Here is a 19,386-nt window from a genome sequence, read left to right as displayed (position 1 = left end):
ATTTCGCTTACAATAAACAGTAGCAAATAAAGAATTTCGTTATCACAGGGGGAGCTATGCCGCTGAGAGGGAACACTTCGTTCCGACCCTTCGAACCTGTTAGTTAATTCTAACGCAGGGATTGTGCAAACGTCCGAAATACATACCTCTTTTATTTACGTATTTCGTATCCTCCTATGATATCTATTCTTTTTTGTACAACTTGGATTTAGGGGGAGACAACATGCGTAACACCAATTTACAAGCGATGATCGAATCTGCTATTCTTGCAGCCTTCGCTATGATCATCGATATTTTACCATTATCACTTAAACTTCCAACAGGCGGTTCCATTTCATTTGCTATGATTCCTATTTTTATTATTGCTTACCGCTGGGGCTTTAAATCAGCTTTCTTAGGTGGTTTAGTTTGGGGACTATTACAAATTGTCGTGGGAGATGCTTACATTTTAACACCTGTTCAAGCATTCATTGAGTACTTCATTGCCTTTGCTTTTATTGGATTTGCTGGCTTATTCTATCGTCCAATTCAAAAAGCACTTTTAACGTCTAATGAAAATAACTTAGAACAATCAAATTTAGGTAGCCGTAAAGACAAACCTTCTTCAAAACAAAACGAAGGTAAGAAAGTTCTTGGTTATATTATCCTTGCTACATTTATCGGTAGCTTTGCTCGCTATTTCTGTCACTTTATTGCTGGTATCATTTTCTGGGGACAATATGCACCGAAAGGTCAATCAGCTGTGCTATATTCATTAATCGTAAATGGTAGTACAATGATTGGTTCCTATATTCTATGTACCGTTTTACTTATATTTTTATTTCTTACTTCACCACGCTTATTCAAGAGCATCAATGCTTATCAAATAAATGCAAACAAAAAGGGCGCTTAATGAGCGCTCTTTTTTTCATATCGTAATATCAATTAAAAATACAATAAATACGCAAAAGAAAATAAATACCATTATACTTAGCCAATTGCTATGCACGGTTCATCGACTCCTTACATAACCTCATTTTCTAAACAAATTATACTGATTAAAAATAAAGATTAGGTAAAGATAATATGAAAATAAATAAAAAAAAGCGTAGATCATATTGTCTACGCTTCTTTCGATAAATAGAAATAAAATAACACACCATCTTCTGTATTTTCTGCCCCATATTCAGCATCATGTAGTTCTAAAATATTCTTTGAAATGGCAAGTCCAAGACCTGTTCCTCCTTGCGAACGCTGGCGAGCTGCATCTACGCGATAAAAACGATCCCAAATTTTATCTAATTGCTCTTCTTCAATATGAGTACCTTTATTTTCAATACATACTTTTATACGATCCTTCTCATCTATTGTAGAAATAATAATATCTTCTTTATTTGGTGTATAACGTATCGCATTCGTAATGAAGTTCACGATGACTTGTTCAATCCGGCCTTGATTTGCGACTACTTCAAATGGGCCTATATGTTTATGAACACGAAGTCCTTTTTTCTCTATTTCTACAGAAAGGTTTTCACATATATCTTCCATTACTGTATCAATATAAAATGAATCCTTTTTCATTTTATATGTGCCTGACTCAAATTTAGCTAACTCCAGCATATCCAAAATTAAAGTATCCATTTTGTCTACTTCCCGTTCCATCGCTTGAAAATAGTACTCTTTTTTATGCTCAGCTACTCCATCTTTTAAAATAGAAATACAGCTTTTCATAATACTCAGTGGTGTTTTTAGTTCATGCGAAACACCAGAAATGAATTCTTTCCGCGTCTTTTCTAACTTTCTTTCCTTTTCAATATCTTGTTCTAGCTGTCCAATATGGGAATGGAGTTTATTGGATAATACATTAATATTTTTCGATAAATCACCAATTTCATCTTTTGAAGTAATCGGTATTTGTTCTGTGAAATCTAAATGCGCTATTTTCTTCGTCGTATCATTTATTTTTAATAACGGCTTTGCGATTTGCTTAGAGTAATAGAACGAAGCTAGAAAAATAAGAACAACTACAAATGCAATGATGTAAATGTAGTAATCTTGCACCATTTGTACAGCTTCATCTACAGGCTGTAAAGAAGCCATTGCATATATATATGTGACGGATCCGTCTTTTTCTTTTATTGGTTTGATTAATAATTTATATTTAATATCATTTTTTTCATAGTCCATTGTTTGTGTTGCATATTGTATGGGCTTGCTCTCTTTCAATAATAAATCCGTTTGAAATTCTTTTATGTTATCTAAAAAGATGCTATTTTTATAAATTGGATTTATAGGACCTGTTACATCCGGAAGCTGAACTTTCGTAACACGCCCTCTTATGTGAATATCTGGTTCTTGGGCAGCTTGCTCCTGAACTGCCGGCTTCTTTTCCTTACCAAATTGTTCCTCAGCTGCTTTCTTTTTCTCCTGATCTAATTTACTCATTTTCTCATTAAATGCTTTTTCTAACTGTTTATTAAATCCATTCAAATTTTGCTTACCTAGCGAAAAAGAGAATGGAATAAAACTTTCTTCTTTTTTCACTCCTGAAAAATAAATTTCTTGGCCTAAAAACGGAGTTGATGACTTATTATCAATCTCTTCTATATTGATGAGATTGTATAAAGGAATTTTGAATATTTGTTGTCCAAAACTCTTCTGTTGCTTACGATCTATCGTTACCTCAAAATAAAAATCATCCGCATGCTTTAAATTCCCGTTCTGATCTAATGTCGTAATCCACGTATTATTTTCTCTTAAAAAGTCTTGCTCCAGTCGCTTAATTTCTTCTGTATTTCCTGCATAGTTTAAATAATTTTTCTCAAAGGAATTTAAATTCACTTTAATATCTTCCACTTTTCGATTCGCATAATATTGTTTAAAAAATATCGTTTGTCCAATAAATATTGTCGCTAAAATTAACATACATAATGCTGTTGTGAGAGTAAATAATTTTAGTACAATCCCTTTTCTCATACATTCCCCTCAAATTTATAACCCGTTCGTACTACAGTTGTAATGTACTTTGCTTTCTCTCCTAATTTATTTCTTAAATTACGAATATGGCTGTTAACCGTTCGGTCGTCACCAGCAAATTCATATCCCCAAATTCTTGATATAAGTTGCTCTCTTGTTAAAACAATCCCTTGATTTCTCATAAAATACGCTAATATTTCAAATTCTGTATGTGTTAAATTAATGTCTGTTCTATCTACCGTAACAGTACGCGATGGAAAGTGGACGTGGATGCCATGAATTGATAATGTATCATCTTCATTCTCTAAAAGTTTCTTTGTTACTTTTCTACTTTCTAACAACCGTTTCGCTCTTGCTAATAAAATTGGCGGACTATACGGCTTCGTCACATAGTCATCTGCTCCAAGTTCAAATCCAAGTAACGTATCGTCTTCATCAACACGTGCCGTTAGCATAATAATAGGAACCTCGGATGTTTTACGGATTCTTCGGCAAACGGACCATCCATCAAGTTCCGGCAACATAATATCTAAAATAACTAAATCAACCTCTTCTTCCTCAAATACAACTAAAGCTTCTTTCCCGTCCCTTGCTTCAAACACTACATATTGCTCACTTAAAAAATAATCTTTTAATATTTCGCGTAATATGTCTTCATCTTCAACAATTAAAATATTTTTTGACATAACTTATGTATCCCCCTCCCACTTTGAGAAACTACAATTTCACTTTGAATAACTAGCAGTTAACTTCGCCTCGATAATATATCTATCCGGTGCATCCCCTATATAATTAAATGGATAGCAAGTCGTCAGTGTTAATATCTGTTCTTCTTTTTTTATAATAACAGTACGATCATCCGCATGGGTAATCCACTTCTTTTGAATTTCATATGTGTACGTTTTATTATCATACTCTAAAACAAGAGTATCTTTTTCTTTTAACTCTCCTAAATCTGTAAAGACCGTATCCCGGTGCCCACTTAGTACAGTATGGCCCCCTCCAGATGGCGTTGTCGTTACATCACTAACGAACATTCCAACTCCTTTTTTCAGCGTTGCATCATCCGCTCCCCAATATACAGAAAACTTCTTCTTTATTTTCGGTATATGTAACATCGCTACCTTTTCTCCTTCTTTATGCTCTGTTTGAGAAGAAGGGACTTGAGAAGTTACGGGAGTTTCATGTGAAAGTTGATTATGTTGTATATTGGTAAGGCTCTTTATTTCTTCCTTCGTTAGTTGCCCGGCAGAGCTTTTTCCTTTATACCATTCCACAGCATAATATGATCCCATAAATAGTCCTATAGCCATCAATATGATACCGATATAATTGAGTAACTTCATTCTTCATCCCTCCATGCCAAAAATGGTAGGAATAACCTACCATTTTTAATATATGAAATTATCCCATTCTTTATAGGGCAATATTGTAATTACGCCTTAACTTTATTGCGACGTTTCAAACCAAATAATGTACCGATTGCTACAAGACATGCACTTAATCCCATCATTACTACATTATTTGATGCAGTGTTTGGTAACTTTTCACCTTGTACAGCTGGCTTTGCTACTTCTTTTTTAGTTGCAGCATTTTTTTGTTGTACTTGTGCAGCTTCCTTTTTCCCTTCCTCACTCTTTTGCTGAGCCTTTATTGCTTCTTCTTTTTTTGCCATATCATTTTTCAGCTGTTCTTGTGCTATTCTCTTTTTCTCTTCTTCATTTTTTTGCTGTTCCTTAATCGCTGCTTCTTTTTTCGCCTTATCTTGTTGCAGTTGCGTTGCTTCTTCCTTCGTTACTGTTCCAGTATCCGCACTTGCTACTGAAGAATATCCCACTGTTAAAAGTGCTATTGCACAGATCGGTAATAGTTTCTTTTTCATTTTATTTCTCTCCTTTTATACGTTTTACATCACTTCGCATCGGATGTATCACTAGAATAAACAAGAGATATAAATATGAGATGCAGATGAAATATATTTCATTTAAAGATTTCATTGTAAAAAAATAAAAAAACATCGCAATATATACGATGTTTTTTCGGGTGTGTGTCTCAATTATTTACATGTTACTTTCGCGTGATTTAGAAGTAGAACGGGCCGGAGCGATAACTAATTGTCTCGGCTCAGTTTTCTTTAAGTGATTTTTGACGTTACACTTACGACGTTGAACAACCCACGCTTTAATAGGGTTTGTCAAAATAACCTTTTGCTCTTCGTTAGGGGTCTCTTCTTCAAACCTACAACTCTCGCTCCACTTACTCCATTTCATTGTAAATTTAGAAGAAGAATGATCGTCTTCTCGATCAAACAAGTGCAAAAAATCCATTTCGCCAGCTAGCATTACGGTGTTGCTAGTTGCTAAAAAAGAAAAGGTCGTCCAACGTTTCTCCATGCCCTCCTACTCCTTTTTCACATATAGAGTGCCTAAAACTTAATTTACCTAAAATATGCTTGCCTTTTACCTTACACCCATAGTTTATCCAAAACACTACTATGCAACTATCGATTTCCCTTACAACTACCTTACATTTTTGTAAGAAACAAAAAAAACCTTCACTATGCCTATGTGAAGGTCTCTTATTTCTTATCTATATGGTCTTTCATATCATCAAGTCCAGCTTCTTGCAGCTGTGACATCATACCATGGGAAATTGCGCCTAATACTAAAGTCATTCCAATTAGTGAAATACGAATCGCTGGTACATCAATTATATAAGCCAACAATCCAAGAACAATTGTTAATAGTAATGCTTTTATAAATGTTACAGTTGTGTACTGTTTCTTCTTCATTATCATCACCCTTTATGGAAGCGTTTTCTTTATATAATTAGTATATCATATCATCAGATGATTTTGTTATTGTCTTTGTAAAAAATTACTATCTTCTTTGACTTTTTCCTTTCTATCCTTTACAGTCGAAATGTTCACAAGTTTTACACTGTAGGAGGACTCCAATGAATATTGAAATAAAAGACACTTTAATTTCTGAAGAACAATTACAAGACAAAGTAAAAGAACTAGCACTTCAAATCGAACGTGATTTTGAAGGAGAAGAAATCGTAGTCATCGCTGTACTAAAAGGATCTTTCGTATTTGCTGCTGATTTAATTCGTCACATTAAAAACGATGTAACAATCGACTTTATTTCTGCATCTAGCTACGGAAATCAAACAGAAACAACTGGAAAAGTGAAACTATTAAAAGATATCGATGTAAACATTACTGGAAAAAACGTAATTGTCGTAGAAGACATTATTGATTCTGGTTTAACACTTCACTTCTTAAAAGATCACTTCTTTATGCATAAACCAAAGGCACTCAAATTCTGTACGTTACTTGATAAACCTGAGCGCCGCAAAGTGGATTTAACAGCTGAATATGTTGGCTTCCAAATTCCAGACGAATTTATCGTTGGCTACGGCATCGACTGCGCAGAAAAATATCGTAACTTACCATTTATTGCTTCAGTTGTAACGGAATAATCGTATAACTTAAAAAGTCGATAGTACATAAAATTTATATCGGCGATTTTTTAAATATATCGACTTACCGACAATAACTGACAATCTTAGCGCCTTATTAATAGGAAAAAGCTGTTCTGCAATACATCGGAACAGCTCCTTTCTTTCCATTACAAAAAAACAGGGAGAGATGAAAATGACAAAAACAAAATTTGAAAAAGTACTCCTCATCGTAAATCCAAAAGCTGGACAAGGCGACTTACATACAAATTTAACGAAAATCGTACCGCCTCTTGCCGCAGCTTTTCCTGACTTACATATTCTTCATACGAAAAAACAAGGTGATGCAACAAAATATTGCCAAGAGTTTGCTAGTAAAGTAGATTTAATTATCGTCTTTGGTGGTGACGGAACAGTATTTGAATGCACAAACGGCTTAGCACCTCTTGAAACTAGACCTACACTTGCAATCATTCCAGGTGGAACTTGCAATGACTTCTCTCGCACACTCGGCGTTCCGCAAAACATTGCAGAAGCAGCAAAACTTATCACTAAGGAACACGTAAAACCAGTTGACGTTGCAAAAGCAAACGGACAACATTTCCTAAACTTCTGGGGCATTGGACTCGTATCTGAAGTATCAAACAATATTGATGCAGAAGAAAAAGCAAAGCTCGGAAAAATAGGCTACTACTTAAGCACAATTCGAACTGTCAAAAATGCTGAAACATTCCCAGTTAAAATCACTTATGACGGACAAGTATATGAAGACGAAGCTGTTCTTGTCATGGTTGGAAACGGTGAATATCTTGGCGGCATCCCGTCCTTTATTCCGAACGTAAAATGTGACGACGGAACACTTGATATTTTCGTAGTCAAATCAACAGGTATTCAAGCATTTAAAGATTATATCGGAAAGAAACTATTTGAAGACTCAAATGAAAATGACATCTTCCACGTAAAAGCGAAATCCATTCATATTGAAACAGAAGAAGAAAAAGAAGTAGATACAGATGGAGAAAGTTCGCTTCATACACCTTGTAACATTGAATTATTACCAGGACACTTTACGATGATTTATAATCCTGCGGTTGTGTAATACAAAAAAACGAGCTAAAGTTTTAACATTTTAGCTCGTCTTTTTTATTACAAAGATATTTTAATATGAATTTTCGTAATCAAACTCCACCCAATTTTTCCAGTGCGTATTAGCATCCTTCTTCACAATAATACTTGGATCTTTCTTCTCTATTGCAGCGGCTACTGATTGGAAGAATTCATTTTCACTTACTTTTTCATCTTCAACATGTTTCCATTCTTCCGTTTCATACGCTACTTCCCAGTCGCCTTCTAAATCAAACTCTTCTAAAATCTCTTCTTTACTCCACCATAATAAATTTCGTGCTTCATTATTAGTAGCAAGCATACGCATGAAATATGTTGGATAAGACTCTATCGTTTGTACTTCTATTCCATGATTCACATAATCTTCTTCTGTAAATTGATATTCAAAATGATGCTCGCGAATTTTCACACTGTCATTATAAATATTTGGCATAAATTCACCTTCATCATCAAACAACTCATACTCTCCATCATTTAATTGTAAAATTCCATCATCACCAATTGAATGGTTTATTCTATCTCCATATACTTGAATATCATTACATACACCTAATGAACCTACACCGACCACTTGAAACACCATTAACCAATCCTTATTCTCTTTAAAGAAAAGAGAGAATTTCACTTGTGAAATATCCATATAATCATTATCAAAAGCAGGAAATTCATACTTACTTTGCTTTTTATCTAATAGTTTCAAAATATCTGTTTGCATCTGTAGCGTCTTCACCTCTATATAAACTTTTCAAATTTACTAGAGTATAACATAACTATACTTACCTCTGACATTATAATAATCCTACTTAAAAATAGCAGAATGGTCTATTTGCATCCTCTAGTTATTTTTAGATACAATTAAGAAAAGAAGCACCTTCATATAAGGGAGAGGGCATACTTTGTTCAACCAACAATTAGTGAATTTACGCATTGATTTTGCATTTAAACAATTGTTTGGTACGAATGGTAGTGAAGATATTCTCATTGCCTTTTTAAACGCGATGTTACAAGAGTCTTTAGAGTCACCTATTGCTTCTCTACAATTAGAAGATCCACATTTACACCGAGAACACGCAAATGATAAATTATCAATTCTAGATATTTCAGCAACATTAGACACAGGGACAAAAGTAAATGTAGAAATACAGCTTAATAATAATCACAATATGATGAAACGCAGTTTATATTATTGGGGAAAATTATACACATCTCAGTTACAAAAAGGGATGCCCTACAGTGCACTTCGTAAAACCATCACCATTAATTTATTGAACTTCATCATGTTTTTAGATCACAAAGAATTTCATACTACACATAATCCCAATTAATATAAGACTAACAACGAGTAGCATACCTCTCACTCCTCCCCTTTAAATTTTACCATAAAATAACAAACCCGATTCTCTCATCGAGAATCGGGTTTATATTTACAATCCTAACTTTTCCTTTGCACCGTCAGGAATTTTATCTATCGTTACTTGCACTTTGTCATGTAAAACCTTTCCTCTTGTCAGCACATGCCAATACGAACCTTTTTGTAATTCACCTACTCCATCAATCGTTACTTCTTTTTCTTTTCCATCCTTATCATAAGCTTTCACCGTATATTCACGGCCTTTATTTCCGCCTAATTCTTTTCCATCATTATCAATAATTGCGTAATGATTCTCTATATCAAGAAATGGGTTCATCTGATCTAATAGCTTACTCCCACTTAATAAATATGTCGCTCCTGCGACGATAACAATCATTGCTCCAAAAATAAATCTTTTCATCTATATTCCGCCTTTCATTATGTTTTCTTGAGAACATTTCTAAGTATAGAGCGCATTTCTTAATAAAAACTCGTACAGTTTCTTAACTTTTTCTTAATGTAGAAGAAATGTGGCGTTACATCTAGGTACATGAAATTATATCGACGATTTTTCGAATATATCGACGTTTCGACAAGGAATATCGACTTACCGACAAAAACTGACAGTAGAAACAACAAAAAAGGCTGTCCAAAATGGATTTTGGAACAGCCTCCGCTACTTACTCATTACTGCACTTCTTTTTACATAAAACAAACTACCAATTAAAACGACAATTACGCCAAAATATACGCCATACTCTATCGCAACTGCTACAATTCTTTCAATATGTTGTCCGAATAAAGAACCGAGCACAAAATAAATGAGCGTCCAAACAAATCCTGTCGTATAGGAATACAAAGCATATATCCGAAATGACATGTTATTCATCCCAACTACATATGGTACGATATGTCTTACAACCGGTATGAAGTAACTTGTAACTAACGCATAATGACCATATTTCTCTACCATTTGTTGAGATTTCAAAAGATATTTTGCCTTTTTCTTTTTCATTAGTTTATGAAGTACTTTTGTACCAAATATTTTCCCTAGTATATAACCTAAAGAAAGTCCGGATACAACTCCTAAATACGTTAATAAAAATGCAGGAATGATACTTAATATCCCTAGTGAAGAGACAAATCCGCCACTCATTACAATCATTTCGTCTGGAATTGGCATACCGATAATACCTAACCATAAACAGAAAAATAACGCCCAATAACCGTATTGTTCAATATAAGATAATAATTCATGCAATTCCATTATGCATATACTCTCCTTAGCTCTTTTTTACAACTAAAGACGTACGCTGGCGGGAAATTGAGCCACACTTTTTCTAATGTAATTTGAGGAAAGAAATGCTGTATAAATCCTTTTTTCACAAGTGAATATTGAAATGTTATGAATTCCCCATTCTCATGTATTGCTTCCATTGCATTATTTAAAATGCGTTTTGAAACTTCTTCTGGTAAAGAGGTAAAAGGTAATCCCGATAAGACATAATCCACGCATTCTATATGGAACTCTTCCATATACTTCTTTATATTTTCAGCTGAACCGTGCACAACAATGACGTTCTGCTCATCTTTAAACTTTCTCTTTAGCTCTTTGCAAAACACTTCATTTATTTCAATAAGAAGAAATATTGTTTCCTGTTTCTTTCTCTTCATAATTTCTTTCGTAAAGACTCCTGTACCAGGCCCTAACTCTACAATGCATTTTGCTTTATTAAAATCAATTACATCTACCATTTTCTTTGCTAATATTTTTGAACTTGGCGCAACTGCACCAGTATGTTTCGGATGTTTAATAAATTCATGTAAGAATGTTATGAGCTGCATGTAAACTTCTCCCCATTCGTTCAATAGTTTTTTACTTGTTTCTAAGTATAACTATCGTTTCTTAACAAAAATTGAGGAGATTTCTTAAGATTTTATGAAGAATGTATCATTTGCTCTTATATATAAATATCCCTTTTATATTTATTAATTCGGTATAATGGATATAAAAATAAATTTTATGAAAGGTACCATCACATCTGCAGAAATAAATCTGTCAATTACCTTTCATTATTATCCAACATATGTAATTATTTTGTATGAGCAAAGAAATCCCAATAATAAGAAATTTATATTTTGTAGAAACGAATGTACATTTAAATATATTTCAAAACGATTTAAAAGGAGAAGATCATGAATAATTATATCGACATACAGCACTTATGCGACCTTGTACATAGCACTTTTCATGTACCCGTTCAATTCTTAGCTACTAATAAAAAAATTGTATATGAATCTACTTCTCATACGATTGGTAGTCCTTTTTATACTTCTAAAGAAGAACATCTGAATGAACTTTATCAAGAAAATGCTCCTTGTAATTTTCCAATTTTCAAAGGGAATAAGTACCTTGAGAATTTCATTAGCATTCATATAACTGATCATGAACATATAAAAGGAACAATTATACTCGGGCCTACTACTTATCCAAAAGTATCAGATGAAATGGCTATTAAACTTATGAAGTATTTCAACTGTAATCATAAAATGCAGCAAGGAATAGACTACTATCAATTTCTACCAGAGATTAAAAAAAGTACGCTAATTGATATAAGTATTTGGTTACATTACGTCATTTTCAATGAAAAATTAGATCGCGATATTGTTTGGAAAAAAAATAAATTGCTCGAAGATGTTTCTTATAAAATCGTAAATCCTGATTTATACATTTCAAAACGTCGCCGGCATGACCCGCAAAATTATGACATATCATTGGAACGTAAATTTTTTTCAGCCATTAAAGAAGGTAATAAAGAAAAGGTCATACAATATGCCTATTCCTTCCCACAAGAAGACGCAGCAATTTCATCTAAAGGAGATCAACTGAGAAACCAAAAAAATAACGGTATTATCGCCATTACACTAGCTACTCGATATGCGATAGATGGTAATCTCCCATCACATATTGCTTTTTCACTCGGCACTTTATATATCCAAACCATTGAAAAGCTAGACAACATGTATTCCGTAAATAGATTAATTGAAGATGCATTATGTACTTTTGCAGAACGTGTAAAAGAATATAATAATCAAGCATATTCTAATGCCATTACTACATGCTTAAATCATATTCACAAACATATTTACGATGAAATAACTCTTAATGACCTTGCTAACCTTTTACATATTTCCCCTACTTATTTATCAAAATTATTTAAAAAAGAAGTGGGAATTCCTTTAAGTGAATATATCCAGAGGGAACGAGTAGAAGAAGCAAAAAAATTATTAACATTAACGACTTATCCACTATCAGATATTTGTGCCTGGCTCAACTTTAATGACCAAAGTTATTTCACAAGAGTTTTCAAAAAAATCACTAACATGACTCCTAGACAATATCGTGAAAATCATACTGTTATATAAAAACGCTTTCTTAATAGAGGGTGAGATAGTTGCCATACTTGCTCACCTTCCTCGATTTGATTTCCTCTCCTTCATCCAAAATAAAGTTTTAATCCTCTTCAAAAAAGTACAAGAATGACAAATAAATTACTATAAATAAGTGAATGAATTTGATAATTTTTTAGTACTAAGCAAATTCAGCTCCAAATCAGACAGAATAAAACTAACACAAGGTACTTCGGAATGATCAGCAGTAGTTACTTCCATAGTGATTAACCTTCCTATATAGAAAATATATTGTTAGGAGAATAGAAAGTATGAGTAGTACAAATATATCAAAATCGGTTCAAATAACTATTATGTCTAAACAATCTCATGGCATAAAAGAATCGCGAAGAGTATCATCATACGATGACAGAGAAAGAATTGAAGACAATTTATTACGCTCATTCATTTCAGAAAAAGAAATATTAATCACTTATTATAAAGATAGTTATTTCCCTACAAGTTATATGACTGTAATTGAATTAAACCCTTTGAAACGTTCTTTAATATGTATAGATACCTTTGATCGGAAACATACTTTTAGTTTCATCGACATAATTGATGCACGTTAATTATTGCTATACAAAAAAGCCACTCACCTCATAAAAATTAGGTAAATGGCTTTTTCCTTCCTCACAGCTTCACTTATTATTTCGCACTCACAATCTTATAATAAGAGCGAACTGTTAAGAAGTAATATCCGATATAAATAGCGCCGTATACTCCAATACTAATTAGGAGTGGGATCATGATTTCATACGGTAATATGTTCCCTAAACCTTTTAGTGCAAACAAGCTGTGCAAGATTCCGATTACTAACGGGATCGCAAAGATAAAGCTTACTTGTTTTGCGATAGCTTTCTTCATCTCTTGCTTCGTTACACCGACTTTATGAAGAACGACGTAACGATCACGGTCAGCACTTGCTTCTGTAAGCTGCTTGAAGTAAATGATTGAACCTGTCGCTAATAGGAATACTAATCCTAAAAATAGTCCGATGAACATCATTAAACCTGTCGTTTCAAGTCCCGTTTGGAATCCTGTATAGAAATCATGAAATGGTTTTAAAATTTCTGATTCACCAGCTGGCATAACGCTTGCTAATTTCGCTGTTAACTCTTTACTATTTCGCTCACCTTTTACATCAATATTTTTTACAATGCGCGTTTCGTTTACTTGTTTCGCCTGCTCATATGTTTGATCTGGAACGATTACAAATAGTTCATTTAAGTTTGTAACACTTCTACTATTTACACCTTTAATCTTTAACTCTTTCGATTCATTTCCAACAGGGAATACAGCTGTATTTCCTGTGTAAAGAGGACCAAAATCAAGTGTTTCAATATATAGGCTATCATATACAAAAGCTTCATTCGCATTTAAATTTACAGGTTCTATATCTAAATGTTTCGCGATTGTATTAAAATTTGATTGAGAAATAAGCTGGTACTGCTTCGTCACATTATAGTGTGTGTTCAGAACTTGATCCGCTCTTTCACCTTTAAATGTTCCTTTCACAGGAATCATTTCAAATTCTGATTCATATGTCACTGGATGATTATTCTTTTCTCCAGCAAGTATTTCATTTACTTTTTTATCTAATGCTTCGTCTTTTTTCTCATATGAATAACTATACGGCGCAGCAACTTTTGATTGCTTAAATGTATTGTAATACATCGTAACTGACGTACCAACCGCCGTTAATGTTACTGCACTTAAAATCGCAATTGTCGCAAGTGATTTCGCATTTCCTTTAATACGATATAGTAACTGCGATGTCGTTACCATATTCATACCGTTATAAAACGCTGATTTATTATTTCTCGCACGTTTCAATATAAATACTGTGAAGAACATGAACAATAAATAAGTTCCTGCTACTGTCGCTAATAAAATGTATAATGCAACGACCATAAAGTCTGCATACATAACTGCTTTCATGTACATTAACGCTAAGAAATAACCTGAACCGATTAAGAAAACTGAAATTAATGCCATAATAACAGAGCCCTTCGGCATTGCTTCTCCTTCACGTTCTGCACGGAAAAGTTCAATTAGCTTGAATCGATAAATTAGACGATATCCTTGAAGTGATGTATATAAAATAATCACAAAGAAAATAATTGCTGTATCAATAATGGCAGCCATCGGTACTTCAAAATGAACATTTAAATTTAATCCCATCATATTTACTAATAACTCAAGGAATAATTTTGAAAGGACACTACCAATCGCAATCCCGATTACTAATGACATTAATCCCATTAACATATTTTCATAAAAGAGCATTTTACCAATCTGTCTTTTACGAATACCTAATAAAGAATATAACCCAACTTCTTTTTTACGTTTTCTTGTAAAGAAACCGTTCGAATATATAATAAACACCGCTACGAAAATAATAAGCATCACACTGGAAACTTGGAATGCCCCACTAATTTTTTTAGAAGCTTCCGCTGCTTTTTCCATTTGTGAATTATATTGCAGTGCTTTAAATGTAAAGTAAATAACGATACTAAAAATCATAGATGCAAAATATACAAAGTAGTCTTTAAAGTTCCGCTGTATGTTGCGGAGGGCAATGCTAGATAAGGTCATCAGCCATACCTCCGGAAATAGAAGACATTACATCAACGACTTGTTGGAAGAACTGTTTACGCGTTAACTCGCCGCGGTGCAATTCTTTATATAACTCACCATCTTTAATGAAAATAACTCGCTTACAGTAACTTGCTGCAAATGCATCGTGCGTTACCATTAAGATTGTTGAGTTATCATACTCATTTAGCGACTTCATACTTTCAAGTAAATCTGTCGCTGATTTAGAATCAAGTGCTCCCGTTGGCTCGTCCCCGAAAATCATACTTGGATTTGTAACGATTGCACGTGATGCCGCACATCTTTGCTTCTGTCCACCAGATACTTGATATGGGAACTGACTTAAAATATGATCAATACCGAACTTTTTCGAGATTTCAAGAACGCGGCGATCAATTTCATTTGCCTTTACTTTCGATAACGCAAGAGGTAACGCAATGTTCTCTTTTACCGTTAACGTATCTAATAAGTTATAATCTTGGAAAATGAAACCTAAATGATCGCGGCGGAATAACGCTAACTTATCATCATTCATTTTTACGATATCTTTTCCATCAATTAAAATCTCACCGTTCGTCGCATTATCAATTGTAGAAAGAACGTTTAGTAAAGTCGTCTTACCCGAACCAGAAGGTCCCATAATTCCAACGAACTCACCTTCTTTTACTTGTAAGTTAATACCTTTTAACGCTGCAAATTTATTACCACCCGTGTCATACACTTTTTCAATATTTTTTGCTTCTAATACTGTTTTCATCTCGACATCCCTCATTTCATCTATTCTCTATTTTCACTATATACATTCTCTACTTTTTCCACTATCGATGTTTCTTACACAAACATGACAGTTATGTAAGGCCGGTAAGCAAAGAAATCAAAATTCAACCTAATGAATCAAAGTACTTTGTTACTATAACATTGGGATATCATGCCATCCATTCATTCTCCTTACAGGAACATTACAATTTTGTAAGGTTAAAAATATACCCTACAAAGTTGTGCATGAAATGTCGGATGGAGCTATTTTTTTCCTGCTATTCTATTTAACAAGGAGGTTATGGTTATGGATTCACTTAAAAACATGAATGAAGCAATGCAGTATATTGAAGAAAACCTTACACATGAAATTGATTTTAAGGAAGTCGCAAAAATAGCTTACTGCTCCGAGTATCATTTCAAAAGAATGTTTTCTTTCCTAGCTGGCATATCACTATCAGAATATATTCGCTGTAGACGTCTTACTCTCGCTGCTTTTGAACTAAAAAATAGCGATGCAAAAGTTATTGATGTCGCTATAAAATATGGCTACAATTCACCCGATTCATTCTCTCGTGCCTTTCAAAACTTGCACGGCATAACACCTTCAGAGGCCCGAAATAGTAGCCATTCTTTAAAAGCCTATTCACCCATGACCTTCCAATTATCCATCCAAGGAGGAAATGAAATGAATTATCGAATTGAAGAAAAAGAGCCATTTCGAATTATAGGTATTACAAAACGCGTACCGATTGTATTTAGCGGTGTAAATGAAGAAATTGCTTCTATGTGGAAAAGTTTAAATCCAGAGGCTATTCAAACATTAAAGTCCCTTTCAAACATGGAACCTACTGGAATCATTAGTGCTTCTACTAACTTTTCTGAAGGAAGAATGGAGGAAAAAGGAGAACTGGATCACTATATTGGCGTAGCCACAACAAAGGATTGTCCAGAGCAGTTTAAACAGCTTGAAGTTGCAACTTCAACGTGGGCTGTATTTGAAGCTGTCGGTCCATTTCCTGAAACATTACAAAATGTATGGGGACGCATTTATTCCGAATGGTTTCCTTCCTCAAACTATGAACTAGCGGAAGGACCAGAAATATTATGGAATGAACAGAAAGATATATCTTCTCCAAACTTTAAAAGTGAAATTTGGATACCGGTTTTGAAGAAATGATACAAAATAAAGCAGCTCTTCCTTAAAAGGAAAAGCTGCTTTATTTACATTTTCAACTCTTCTTTATAAATGCTATATGACTTTATTGTTGATACGATAATGCATATTAATATCATTCCAATCCCCATAAAAATATTAAACGGATCTGGAAGCAAAGCCCCGGCATATATACAAAGTGAACCTATTACAAATACCCTCGAAGCAAATCGGTGTGTTTTTCTCCAAACTATAGGATTTTCTAATGTCCAGTCCATTCGAATACCTACTAACCCGTTCGGCTTCGTTTGTTGCATGTAATTACCTAATACAAGAAACAATGTTCCAAGTCCAAAATTAAATGCAATGGAGCCCGATGCAATATAATTAGATACTGCTAATAGTGCAAATATGTTACATCCAAATCCGATAAAGAGAATAGCATAATTAATCGCTGAAAGAACTTTGGATTGCTGTATAGACTTATCTTTTATGAATCCAAAAACTAGCCATATTATATAGAGCACTACCATACTACCTATCGAGAATGAACTTGCTTCTATTTTAGAAAAATATCCATCTACTACTCCTGCTGCATTATAATGGCGTGGAATTTGTTCTGGTAAATACGGCCATACAATATACCACCCAATTGCAACTCCAATTATTAAACTCCATGGTAATACGTGTCTTCTCATCCTCTCTCCCCCATATTTTTTATTAAGTCCCTATCTCTTTCTTATAAGTAACATAGGAATACACCATCGTACCAACAACCAATACAGCAACAACACTTAACAAACTAATCACTTTCCACATTCCCGGTAGAAACGCCGAAATCATAATTACAATACCACCAATCATCATAATCTTTGATCCTAACCGATGTGTTTTTCTCCACACTTCCTCATTACTTAACGTCCACGGCGTTTTAATACCTATGAAGAAATTTGGTTTACATTGTTGCATATAATTGCCGAGTACAACAAAAAGGATACCGACCATTACGTTCACAAAAATTCCAATTGGAACGTTATACCCTAAAGCATTTGCTAGTGTCATCATATTAATAGTAAATAAGAAAAATAAAATTGCTCCATTAATCCTTCCAAGTGCTTTAGGAAATTTTTTATAGTTCTCATACTTTGGATCTATCTTAGGCAATACAGTTACTAATACATATATAAAAATCATAATTGCTACATCAAAAATCAACATTCCCATTTTTGACATATGTCCATTTACTTCACCATCAATGTTCCAATGACTCGGAACCTCTCCCGGTAAATACGGCCATGCAGCGCACCATGCAATAATCGTTAAAGCAATTAATAATAACGGAAATACATGCTTTCTCATTTCCCCTCTTCCCCCTTATTCGTAAATGTAAACACCCAAGTCAACAAATCTTGAAAGACCGTTGTGTTTAAAGAGTACAAAACGAATTGCCCTTTCTTTTCATCTTGAATAAGTTCAGCATTTTTAAGTGCGTTTAAGTGATGTGAAATACTTGGTTTTGTCATATTGAAATGTTCAGCGATCTCACCAGCGGTTAGATCACCTTCTTTTAATAAGTCCAAAATTTTTCTCCTTGTTGGATCTGCTAATGCTTTGAATGCTTGATTCAATGTCTTTCTTCCTTTCACTAATTAGACATTTAGATATTTATCTAAATGTTAAAACAATTACTATCATTTGTCAATTATATCCAGCACCCTTTTTACTTTTTACGCTTTTGCCCTATACTGTTTATTAGCTTATCTTTCAACATAATGAAAAGACTTGAAACACATGATACACTATATCTACAATTGTTTTTTAGGAGGAATATACATATGTATAAAATTTTAATCGTTGAAGACGATCCAAATATTTCATCATTACTACAATCTCACATTCAAAAATATGGCTATGAAGCTGTTGTTGCAGAGAATTTCGATGATATTATGGAATCGTTTAACGCTGTGAAACCACATCTTGTTTTACTTGATGTAAACTTACCGAAATTCGATGGGTTCTACTGGTGCCGCCAAATTCGTCATGAATCTACTTGCCCTATTATTTTCATTTCAGCTCGTGCTGGTGAGATGGAGCAAATTATGGCGATTGAAAGCGGTGCGGATGATTATATTACAAAACCGTTCCACTATGACGTTGTAATGGCAAAAATTAAAGGTCAATTACGCCGTATTTACGGTGATTATGCGCCAAATATTTCTGAACGTATCGTTGAAGTAGAAGGTTTAAAACTATTCCCAGAACGTCCAGAAATTCATTTTGGATCTGAACAAGTTCTTTTAACGAAGAAAGAGGCTATTTTAGCAGAAATGTTATTATCTAAATTCCCTCGTACAGCGAGCCGTGAAGATTTATTAGCTGCTCTTTGGGATGACGAGAGCTTCGTTGAAGAAAACACATTAAACGTAAACATTACGCGTCTTCGTAAAAAGTTCAATGAGCTTGGTATTGAAAATGCTATTGAAACAGTGCGCGGACTTGGGTATCGTTTTAACGCAACTTGGAGTGAATAAGC

22 protein-coding genes, 1 pseudogene and 1 riboswitch are annotated in these 19,386 nt (G+C 33.8%); of the genes and pseudogenes, 8 read left to right on the top strand and 15 right to left on the bottom strand.

From position 1 onward, the window contains the following. Nucleotides 1-37: 37 nt before the first annotated feature. Nucleotides 38-139: riboswitch (TPP riboswitch) on the top strand. 84 nt (nt 140-223) lie between these two features. Next, entirely contained in the window at nt 224-892 is a 669-nt protein-coding gene (thiT, locus tag RCJ96_RS00415; RefSeq protein WP_074606100.1) for an energy-coupled thiamine transporter ThiT, read from the top strand. 209 nt (nt 893-1,101) lie between these two features. Here thiT and RCJ96_RS00410 read toward each other — a convergent pair whose 3' ends face one another. The 6 genes from RCJ96_RS00410 to RCJ96_RS00385 form a co-directional block, all read right to left on the bottom strand. Next, the gene (locus RCJ96_RS00410) at nt 1,102-2,955 is read right to left on the bottom strand and encodes a sensor histidine kinase (protein ID WP_074606101.1); all 1,854 of its coding nucleotides are present in this window, start codon (nt 2,953-2,955) and stop codon (nt 1,102-1,104) included. Then, nucleotides 2,952-3,641 carry a response regulator transcription factor gene (locus tag RCJ96_RS00405; protein WP_074606103.1) on the bottom strand — a complete coding sequence of 230 codons (690 nt, stop codon included), beginning with the start codon at nt 3,639-3,641 and terminating at the stop codon, nt 2,952-2,954. The genes RCJ96_RS00410 and RCJ96_RS00405 overlap by 4 nt, the downstream gene beginning before the upstream one ends. Nucleotides 3,642-3,680: 39 nt before the next feature. Further along, complete coding sequence (locus RCJ96_RS00400) at nt 3,681-4,301, bottom strand: class D sortase (protein ID WP_074606105.1); 621 nt, start codon at nt 4,299-4,301, stop codon at nt 3,681-3,683. 89 nt (nt 4,302-4,390) lie between these two features. Next, on the bottom strand, nt 4,391-4,837 hold the full coding sequence (locus RCJ96_RS00395) for an LPXTG cell wall anchor domain-containing protein (protein WP_000728006.1): 447 nt from the start codon (nt 4,835-4,837) through the stop codon (nt 4,391-4,393). Nucleotides 4,838-5,015: 178 nt separating this feature from the next. Next, nucleotides 5,016-5,348, bottom strand: a complete 333-nt coding sequence (locus RCJ96_RS00390) for a hypothetical protein (RefSeq protein WP_000415605.1) — start codon at nt 5,346-5,348, stop codon at nt 5,016-5,018. 185 nt (nt 5,349-5,533) lie between these two features. After that, nucleotides 5,534-5,749 (bottom strand): hypothetical protein, encoded by a 216-nt coding sequence (locus tag RCJ96_RS00385; RefSeq protein ID WP_002156638.1) that lies wholly within the window; start codon nt 5,747-5,749, stop codon nt 5,534-5,536. 161 nt (nt 5,750-5,910) lie between these two features. On the opposite strand from RCJ96_RS00385, the gene hpt reads away from it, so the two are divergent. Both hpt and RCJ96_RS00375 read left to right on the top strand, forming a co-directional pair. Then, nucleotides 5,911-6,438, top strand: a complete 528-nt coding sequence (hpt, locus tag RCJ96_RS00380; RefSeq protein ID WP_001019299.1) for a hypoxanthine phosphoribosyltransferase — start codon at nt 5,911-5,913, stop codon at nt 6,436-6,438. Nucleotides 6,439-6,613: 175 nt separating this feature from the next. Next, a complete protein-coding gene (locus tag RCJ96_RS00375) occupies nt 6,614-7,516 on the top strand; it encodes a diacylglycerol/lipid kinase family protein (protein ID WP_071728724.1) in 903 nt (300 codons plus the stop codon). 60 nt (nt 7,517-7,576) lie between these two features. On the opposite strand, the gene RCJ96_RS00370 is transcribed toward RCJ96_RS00375, so the two are convergent. After that, nucleotides 7,577-8,257 (bottom strand): DUF7003 family protein, encoded by a 681-nt coding sequence (locus tag RCJ96_RS00370; RefSeq protein WP_270796494.1) that lies wholly within the window; start codon nt 8,255-8,257, stop codon nt 7,577-7,579. A gap of 181 nt (nt 8,258-8,438) precedes the next feature. On the opposite strand from RCJ96_RS00370, the pseudogene RCJ96_RS00365 reads away from it, so the two are divergent. Then, nucleotides 8,439-8,849, top strand: a pseudogene (locus tag RCJ96_RS00365) (Rpn family recombination-promoting nuclease/putative transposase); the annotation flags it as partial. Between the two features lie 117 nt (nt 8,850-8,966). Here RCJ96_RS00365 and RCJ96_RS00360 read toward each other — a convergent pair. From RCJ96_RS00360 to RCJ96_RS00350, 3 genes are all read right to left on the bottom strand, one after another. Then, nucleotides 8,967-9,314: a YxeA family protein gene (locus RCJ96_RS00360; protein WP_074606109.1), complete on the bottom strand. Its 348-nt coding sequence runs from the start codon at nt 9,312-9,314 to the stop codon at nt 8,967-8,969. 255 nt (nt 9,315-9,569) lie between these two features. Next, a complete protein-coding gene (locus RCJ96_RS00355) occupies nt 9,570-10,160 on the bottom strand; it encodes a DedA family protein (protein ID WP_416504489.1) in 591 nt (196 codons plus the stop codon). Next, nucleotides 10,160-10,738 (bottom strand): class I SAM-dependent methyltransferase, encoded by a 579-nt coding sequence (locus RCJ96_RS00350; protein WP_001176082.1) that lies wholly within the window; start codon nt 10,736-10,738, stop codon nt 10,160-10,162. Before RCJ96_RS00350 ends, RCJ96_RS00355 begins: the two co-directional genes overlap by 1 nt. Nucleotides 10,739-11,089: 351 nt before the next feature. Between RCJ96_RS00350 and RCJ96_RS00345 the strand changes: the two genes are divergently transcribed. Both RCJ96_RS00345 and RCJ96_RS00340 read left to right on the top strand, forming a co-directional pair. Then, entirely contained in the window at nt 11,090-12,319 is a 1,230-nt protein-coding gene (locus tag RCJ96_RS00345) for a helix-turn-helix domain-containing protein (protein ID WP_416504490.1), read from the top strand. 296 nt (nt 12,320-12,615) lie between these two features. Beyond that, nucleotides 12,616-12,915 carry a YolD-like family protein gene (locus tag RCJ96_RS00340; protein WP_416504491.1) on the top strand — a complete coding sequence of 100 codons (300 nt, stop codon included), beginning with the start codon at nt 12,616-12,618 and terminating at the stop codon, nt 12,913-12,915. Between the two features lie 76 nt (nt 12,916-12,991). On the opposite strand, the gene RCJ96_RS00335 is transcribed toward RCJ96_RS00340, so the two are convergent. Together RCJ96_RS00335 and RCJ96_RS00330 are read right to left on the bottom strand one after the other, a co-directional pair. Further along, nucleotides 12,992-14,941 carry an ABC transporter permease gene (locus tag RCJ96_RS00335; RefSeq protein ID WP_270796488.1) on the bottom strand — a complete coding sequence of 650 codons (1,950 nt, stop codon included), beginning with the start codon at nt 14,939-14,941 and terminating at the stop codon, nt 12,992-12,994. Further along, on the bottom strand, nt 14,928-15,698 hold the full coding sequence (locus tag RCJ96_RS00330; RefSeq protein ID WP_000859653.1) for an ABC transporter ATP-binding protein: 771 nt from the start codon (nt 15,696-15,698) through the stop codon (nt 14,928-14,930). The genes RCJ96_RS00335 and RCJ96_RS00330 overlap by 14 nt, the downstream gene beginning before the upstream one ends. Nucleotides 15,699-16,004: 306 nt before the next feature. Here RCJ96_RS00330 and RCJ96_RS00325 point away from each other — a divergent pair, with 306 nt between their 5' ends. After that, on the top strand, nt 16,005-16,877 hold the full coding sequence (locus RCJ96_RS00325; RefSeq protein ID WP_242304806.1) for an AraC family transcriptional regulator: 873 nt from the start codon (nt 16,005-16,007) through the stop codon (nt 16,875-16,877). Nucleotides 16,878-16,921: 44 nt separating this feature from the next. On the opposite strand, the gene RCJ96_RS00320 is transcribed toward RCJ96_RS00325, so the two are convergent. Genes RCJ96_RS00320 through RCJ96_RS00310 form a run of 3 tightly spaced genes read right to left on the bottom strand, consistent with a single transcriptional unit; the run spans nt 16,922 to nt 18,481 of the window. Next, nucleotides 16,922-17,551 carry an SdpI family protein gene (locus RCJ96_RS00320; RefSeq protein WP_074606120.1) on the bottom strand — a complete coding sequence of 210 codons (630 nt, stop codon included), beginning with the start codon at nt 17,549-17,551 and terminating at the stop codon, nt 16,922-16,924. Nucleotides 17,552-17,573: 22 nt separating this feature from the next. After that, complete coding sequence (locus tag RCJ96_RS00315) at nt 17,574-18,212, bottom strand: SdpI family protein (protein WP_074606121.1); 639 nt, start codon at nt 18,210-18,212, stop codon at nt 17,574-17,576. Beyond that, the gene (locus RCJ96_RS00310; RefSeq protein ID WP_074606124.1) at nt 18,209-18,481 is read right to left on the bottom strand and encodes an autorepressor SdpR family transcription factor; all 273 of its coding nucleotides are present in this window, start codon (nt 18,479-18,481) and stop codon (nt 18,209-18,211) included. Before RCJ96_RS00310 ends, RCJ96_RS00315 begins: the two co-directional genes overlap by 4 nt. Nucleotides 18,482-18,688: 207 nt before the next feature. Here RCJ96_RS00310 and RCJ96_RS00305 point away from each other — a divergent pair, with 207 nt between their 5' ends. After that, a complete protein-coding gene (locus tag RCJ96_RS00305; RefSeq protein WP_000276737.1) occupies nt 18,689-19,384 on the top strand; it encodes a response regulator transcription factor in 696 nt (231 codons plus the stop codon). The last annotated feature ends 2 nt before the right edge of the window (nt 19,385-19,386 follow it).

This window comes from Bacillus sp. BSL6 (genome assembly GCF_052928345.1).
Note: the sequence above shows the minus strand (reverse complement) of the source record. Positions and strands in the feature narration are given on the sequence as shown.